The sequence below is a fragment of the Arthrobacter sp. cf158 genome, assembly GCF_900106835.1.
Taxonomy (GTDB): Bacteria; Actinomycetota; Actinomycetes; order Actinomycetales; family Micrococcaceae; genus Arthrobacter.
In genome coordinates this window covers 650,128-656,515 of sequence record NZ_FNNR01000001.1, presented here as the reverse complement: position 1 = coordinate 656,515, position 6,388 = coordinate 650,128, and the positions used below count along the sequence as shown (strand labels likewise).

The window sequence follows — 6,388 nt, the reverse complement described above, 5'->3', positions numbered from 1 at the left end:
TTGCCCGGGTTCTGGAGTACTTGCAGGTGGTGGCGGCCCAAGCCGTCGAACGGACCCGGAACGAGGCGCAGAACGCGCAGAGAGGGTCGTCATCTGCAGCGCCGGAGTGGCGGACTGGATGGGCTGAACCGGCCGTGGGTGCGGACAACCCGGTCGACTCTGTGGCGTTGGGCGCAGCCCAGCCGGGCGCAGCCATGGGTACATACAGCGCAGCCCAACCGGGCGCAGCCACGGGTACACACAGTGCAGCCACACCGGGCGCAGCCGCCTGGGTGGCGGGTAGTGCCGGTGCCGCGAAGGCCGGGAGCCCGGCCAGTCCCTTGGACGACGGGTACCGGAACGCCGCCGAATTCCTGCGCGCCCGGCTAAGGATCAGCATCAGCGAAGCCCGCCGCCGGCTCGCCCTCGCCAACGACGTCCTACCCCAGACAGGAATGACCGGCCAGCACATCCCCGCCCGCCGCGAGATCCTCGCCGACGCCCACTCCTCAGCCCTGCTCCCGTCCCGCTCCGCGACCATCATCAGTGCCGCGTTGGACAAAACCCGCCACCTCACCGACGACGACACCATCACCCTGATGGAACAAGCCCTTACCACCACCGCGAAGGAAACCGACCCCGACTTCGTCGCCAAAATGGCCAAAGCCTGGTCCGACAGAATCGACCAAGACGGCCCGGAACCCTCAGAAGAAGCCCTCCGCCAACTCCAAGGCGCGTTCCTGCGCCGCCGACGCCGCCACGGACTCCACCACCTCGAAATCTTCGCCACCGACGAACAAATCGAAACCCTCACCACCGCCATGAACACCGCCACCAACCCCCGCCTCACCACACCAGAACCCAGTCACACCACCGAACCCAGCGACACCACAGAACCCGGTCACACCCCGGACGACGGAACCCCCACCGGAACCACCCCCACAGGAACGGGCACGCATGCAGCAGCCCACGGCCCCACCGGACCGGACCTGGACCGACGCACCCGCGCCCAGAAACTCCTCAACGGCCTCGTCGGCGCCTGCGCCCTCGCGATGAGCACCGGGAAACTACCCTCCAACGGCGGACTCCGACCCCAACTCACCGTCACCATCGACCACCGCCACCTCTTCGAACAACTCACCCACCACAACAAGCCCAACCACACCGGCCACACCGGCACGGGCCCGAACCCGCTCAGCTCCGGAACAGCGACCTTCACCGGCCCGCTACACCCCAACACCATCCGCAAAATCGCCTGCGACGCCGACATCATCCCCGTCCTGCTCGGCAGCCAAGGCCGCGTCCTGGACATCGGACGCACCACCCGCATCTTCCCGCCCCACATCCGCAAAGCCATCACCGCCCGCGACGGCGGCTGCGCCTTCCCCGACTGCACCATGCCCGCACCCTGGTGCGAAGCCCACCACATCACCTACTGGTCCCACGGCGGCACCACAAGCACCGAAAACGGCACCCTCCTCTGCAGCCACCACCACCACCTCATCCACAAAGAACAATGGCGAATCACCCTCACCACCGGAATCCCCTGGTTCATCCCCCCACCCCACATCGACCCCCACCAAACACCCCGACGCAACCACCACCACACACCCCACCGAACATAAACACGTGCCGGGAACGGGAGCGGTGAGGAACGCTCCACTTCGGAGTCATCCAGTGTGAGGAACTTGGGCACTGCCGTGCTCTTCGTCGGCATCTTCCGGCTGCATTGAGCTCATTCGCACAGCGAGACATGCCGCGCGGGCGGCCCGCCATGATGCCCGGTCCATATATAGGCCCAAGCCATGCATTTGCCCGGTCCATACTTAGGCCCCGACCATACGGTGCACAGTTCCCAGTGGCCACGAGCGCGGGGCGGCACTGATCGGATCCATATTGCGGCGAGACAATGCATGCGGCGAGACAATGCTTGCGCCGAAACTATTCGGCTCGGCCAGACGTCCAACGCCGTTAAAGCAGCGCGCCCGACGACAATCAGCCTCCGCGGGGAGACTCAACGTGGTCGGGCGCTGGCTTGTTGGAATATCAAGCGTTCCCCAGCTGCGGCTACCACCTCGTCGTCACCCGAAAAGATGGCAAGCCGGGCCAGTTTTAGCGCGAGGTGGGCCAGCCCGTGTACGACTCTGCGAGGTACGCCTTGGCATGTTCGGACGTGACCACAGAGTGCAGCTCGCCGAGTTGGCGGGCCCTGTCAAAGTCATCGGCGCCGGGAACGGTGTGCAGCATGGAGGTCATCCAGTAGGAGAAATGCTGGGCCTTCCACACCCGGTCCAGTGCGCGGTCGCTGTAGGAGTCCAGCAGTGCCGTGGAACCGTTGGAATAGAAGGAATCCAGGCCTTCGAAGAGAACCTTGACGTCGTGAATGGCCAGGTTGAGGCCCTTGGCGCCGGTGGGTGGAACGGTGTGGGCGGCGTCGCCGGCCAGGAACAGATTGCCGTGGCGCATGGGGGTGTGGACGAAGCTGCGGAACGGCAGGACCATCTTTTCCAGGACGGGTCCTTCCTTGAGCTCAAACCCGTTGCCGTTGACGCGCTTCCGGAATTCGGACCAGATCCGTTCGTCGTCCCAGTCGGCCACGTTCTCCTTGGGGTCGCACTGGAAGTACATGCGCTGAACGGTCTCGGTGCGCTGGCTGATCAGGGCGAAGCCATTCTCGGAGTTGGCGTAGATCAGCTCGTCGGCGCTGCGCGGAGCTTCGGCGAGGATGCCAAACCAAGCGAACGGGTATTCGTGGAAGTACCACTTGCGGTTGGCCTCGGGGATCTGGAAGCGGCAGTGGCTGCGTGAGCCGTCCGCCCCTACCAGGAAGTCGGCCTGAATCTCGAACTCCTGGCCATCAGCATCCGTGAACCACACCTTCGGTTTGCCTTCGAGGTCATGCACGGTGGTGTCGGTGACGCTGTACCGAACGTCGCCGCCGTCGGCCTCGCGGCGGGCGGCGAGGTCCACGAACACGTCGGTCTGCGGATACAACCACACAGATTCGCCCACGAGTTCCTTGAAGTTGATGCGGTGGCTTTCGCCGTTGAAGCGCAACTCAATGCCATCGTGCCGGTCCCCTTCGCGGAGCACCCGGTCCGAAACACCGGAATCCACCAACAGGTTCACGGTGCCGTGCTCCAGAATGCCTGCCCGGACCGTCTCCTGGATGTCCTTGCGGCTGCGGATTTCGACCACCACGGACTCGATGCCCTGACGGGCCAGGAGGTGGGAGAGCATCAGTCCGGCGGGGCCTGCGCCCATGATGGCTACTTGGGTGGTGATAGACGTGCGTGCCATGGTTTTCCTCGCTTCGTTGCGGATCCCGGCTTGCTGGGAAGCGGGATGAATCTGCAATCAGTGTGGCCCGCCATGAGTGATTGGCGTTACAAGAATTCCGTTGAACGGAAGCCGGAGTTAGTCGCCCAGTTGACGCCCTATCCCTCGCGCAGCTGTTTGGAGCGCGGGAACCAGCGCCTGCAGCCGCATCTCCGCCAGCGGGACCACGACACCCAGTGCCGCCACCGTGCGGCGCTTGCCATTGAGCACCGGGACAGCGATGCCCCATGTGTCCGGATCCACCACGCCCGCCAGTTGTGCATACCCCTGCTGGGCGGCTTCGGCCAGGTAATGGCGCACGACGTCGGCCGTGACCTTTCCGGATGGGTCATGGAACTGTTCGAGGTACTCCGCCTGCAGCTCGCGCGGCTGGTGTGACATCAACGCCACCCCGGCGGAGGTGATGTGAACCGGCATCCGGCCGGCGATCCGTGCACGGTTTGCCACAGATCCCCGCCGCGAAAGCCGCTCCACGAACAGCGCCTCCCAGCCGTCGAGCACTGCCAGGTTCACATTCTGGTTGAGGACCTGCTGAATATCCTCCATGAAAGGCATGGCCGCCTGCCGGAGGGCCAACGTGGGTGAGTTTCGGTTGACGAGTTCCCACAAGCGCAGGCCAAGACGCACAGTTCCGCCGGCGCCCAGATCCAACAGTCCATGCTCAGAGAGCTGCCGGACCAGCCTGTGAGCTGAAGACAACGGGAGTTCCGCCCGGTCCGCGAGTTCGGTCAGCTGCAGTGATGTCACCCCTTCGGGGAAGGCCTCAATCACCCGTACCACGCGATCTACCACTGAATCGCCGGATGCTGAATTGGCCACAATGCGCTCCTTTATGACGGGCGCCAAGGAGGAGCCTTCCGTTCAATGGTAGAACGTGTGCCACGCAACAGCCCGCGGTGATACAACTCTCATAACCGACCGGCCGTTCTGGCGGTCCGGAACCATCACAAAGAAGTACCGAGGTCGCTATGCCAACGTTGTCATCTGCCCGCCGCTCACAATGGCCCGTCTGGCTCTGTTGGCTTGCCATGGTCCTGGACGGCTTTGACCTGGTGGTCCTGGGTACCGTGATCCCAACACTGATCAAGACCGGAGAGCTCGGATTCGACGCAGTCGGCGCTACCTTCGCTGCCACCATTTCCTTGGTGGGCGTGGGCCTGGGTGCACTCTTCATCGCGCCGCTCTCCGACAAGTTCGGACGACGCAAACTACTCATCGCCTGTGTTGCAGGCTTCTCGCTGTTCACCATCGGCGTCGCCTTCGCCCCGAACGTGGCTGTTTTCTCAGTTCTGCGTTTGCTGGCCGGACTTGGTTTGGGCGCGTGCCTGCCGGCGGCCCTGGCGTACATGAACGACTACGCCCCCGCCGGATCAGCAGGCAAGTCCACCACCCGGACCATGACCGGCTACCACGTAGGTGCCGTGGCCACCGCGTTGCTGGCCATCCTCATCGTGCCCAACTGGCGGCTCATGTTCATCATCGGTGGCGCGGCCGGGCTGGTGCTCCTGCCTTTCCTGTGGATCAAGCTGCCCGAGTCCCTCCCCGAAGCAGCCCCCGCCACGGCGGGCGAAGCCACGAAGGCAGATACCGGCGTCGGACGCGCAACAGAGCCTGGCCGCGCAGCAGAAGGTGCCTCCAAGTCTGCAGCTTCCAATACTGCCGCTTCCGAAACTGCGGTCCCCAAGTCCGGGTTCCGCGACCTGCTGCAGAAGCCGTACCCCATGGTTGCTGTGGGCATCGGCATCGCGTCTTTCATGGGACTGCTGCTGGTGTACGGACTGAACACGTGGTTGCCGCAGCTGATGGCAGCCGCCGGATACCCCGTGAGCACAGGGCTGACTTTGCTGCTGGTCCTCAACCTCGGCGCCGTGGCGGGGCTGTTCCTGGCCGGAATCCTTGCCGACAAGCATGGGACCAAGAAGATCGTGTTGCTGTGGTTCGGGTTGTCGGCGGTGTTCCTTGCGATTCTGAGCGTCAAGATCCAGAACGAATTCCTGCTCAACGCTGCCGTGTTCGTCACGGGGGTCTTCGTTTTCAGTTCCCAGGTACTTGTATATGCCTGGGTCAGCCAACTGTTTCCGGCCCGACTCCGCGGAACAGCGCTTGGCTTTGCCGCTGGAGTGGGCCGGATCGGTGCCATTGTTGGTCCTGCTGTGACGGGAACGTTGGTGGCTGCGAACATCGCCTATCCCGCCGGGTTCTACGTCTTTGCCGCTGCGGGTGTGCTGGCAGTGGCCGCCCTGTTCATGGTCCCGCACGAGGTCAAGACCTCTGAACCAGGAGTGCCCGCCCACCGCTAGACCCTTACGGGAGGTCCGGCATGGGGCACAGCGATGTCTCCGCCCTCCCCAGCAGTCGGGGTCCGGCTGCAAAGCACCTGTCCGTCGAGTTCCGGAGTGCCGGAAGGGCCTGGACGGCCCAGTCGAAGTGGTCTTCCTTGATCATCGTCTCAATGGCCCGGCACTGGTCCTCTGTCTCCAGCGCACCCACCATGGCCGATGAAATCCTGAGGCTCAGGATGGCGTCCATGCTGGCGTCGGCGTCGTGCTGGCACAGGCCGTTGGAGATCCGGAGGATCCGGCCGGGCAGCATGGACAGGTAGGTGGACAGGAAACGCAACGCCGGCTGGGAGTCTCCCAAATCGTCAGCCAGGGTCTGCAACCGGCACGGTTCCAGGGCCGGAGTCCCGGTGTCCTCACTCACCGCGTGCTGCCTGGGGCTCTGCGGCGCCTTCCGGGGCTGTCTTGTTGGGGTTTTTGGTCCAGATGGAGGTGAGCATTCCGATGACCAGGATGGCGGGTGCGCCGTACATGAGGGTGTTCATGACCAGGGGTTCGCGGAGGGCGCGGATGGCGTTGCCGACGTAGGGGATGGTGGCGATTTGCTTGTCCACGGTTTTGCCTTGGAGGGTGGCGATCCAGGGGTCGATGCCGTTGTTGGCGTCGCCTTTGGTTTGGACGGCGATGCCGCCGTCGGCGGTGGTGGTGATGTTGGTGATGCGGTGGGTTTCGACGCGTTGGTCTTCGACGGGGATGTGGTAGGTGATGATGTCGCCTACTTTGACGTCGGT

General features: G+C 64.1%; 5 protein-coding genes and 1 pseudogene. 2 read left to right on the top strand and 4 right to left on the bottom strand.

All coding sequences use genetic code 11. The features are described 5' to 3' along the window. Nucleotides 1–1,604, top strand: a 1,604-nt coding sequence (locus BLW08_RS02905; protein WP_091323265.1) for an HNH endonuclease signature motif containing protein, incomplete at its 5' end; no start/stop codon positions are given. Between the two features lie 487 nt (nucleotides 1,605–2,091). Here the strand turns inward: BLW08_RS02905 and BLW08_RS02900 are convergent. Together BLW08_RS02900 and BLW08_RS02895 are read right to left on the bottom strand one after the other, a co-directional pair. Continuing rightward, nucleotides 2,092–3,279, bottom strand: a complete 1,188-nt coding sequence (locus BLW08_RS02900; protein WP_091323263.1) for a 4-hydroxybenzoate 3-monooxygenase — start codon at nucleotides 3,277–3,279, stop codon at nucleotides 2,092–2,094. A 117-nt stretch (nucleotides 3,280–3,396) separates the two neighbouring features. Beyond that, a complete protein-coding gene (locus BLW08_RS02895) occupies nucleotides 3,397–4,137 on the bottom strand; it encodes an IclR family transcriptional regulator (protein WP_091323262.1) in 741 nt (246 codons plus the stop codon). A gap of 149 nt (nucleotides 4,138–4,286) precedes the next feature. Between BLW08_RS02895 and BLW08_RS02890 the strand changes: the two genes are divergently transcribed. After that, nucleotides 4,287–5,618: an MFS transporter gene (locus BLW08_RS02890; RefSeq protein WP_091323259.1), complete on the top strand. Its 1,332-nt coding sequence runs from the start codon at nucleotides 4,287–4,289 to the stop codon at nucleotides 5,616–5,618. A 4-nt stretch (nucleotides 5,619–5,622) separates the two neighbouring features. On the opposite strand, the gene BLW08_RS02885 is transcribed toward BLW08_RS02890, so the two are convergent. Both BLW08_RS02885 and BLW08_RS02880 read right to left on the bottom strand, forming a co-directional pair. Beyond that, on the bottom strand, nucleotides 5,623–6,021 hold the full coding sequence (locus BLW08_RS02885; RefSeq protein WP_090826455.1) for an Hpt domain-containing protein: 399 nt from the start codon (nucleotides 6,019–6,021) through the stop codon (nucleotides 5,623–5,625). Continuing rightward, nucleotides 6,014–6,388, bottom strand: a pseudogene (locus tag BLW08_RS02880) (signal peptidase I); the annotation flags it as partial. The pseudogene BLW08_RS02880 and the gene BLW08_RS02885, both read right to left, overlap by 8 nt.

Coding starts and splice junctions, on each gene's coding strand:
- BLW08_RS02890 (WP_091323259.1), top strand. CDS start 4,287: ATGCCAACGTTGTCATCTGCCCGCCGCTCACAATGGCCCGTCTGGCTC.
- BLW08_RS02900 (WP_091323263.1), bottom strand. CDS start 3,279: ATGGCACGCACGTCTATCACCACCCAAGTAGCCATCATGGGCGCAGGC.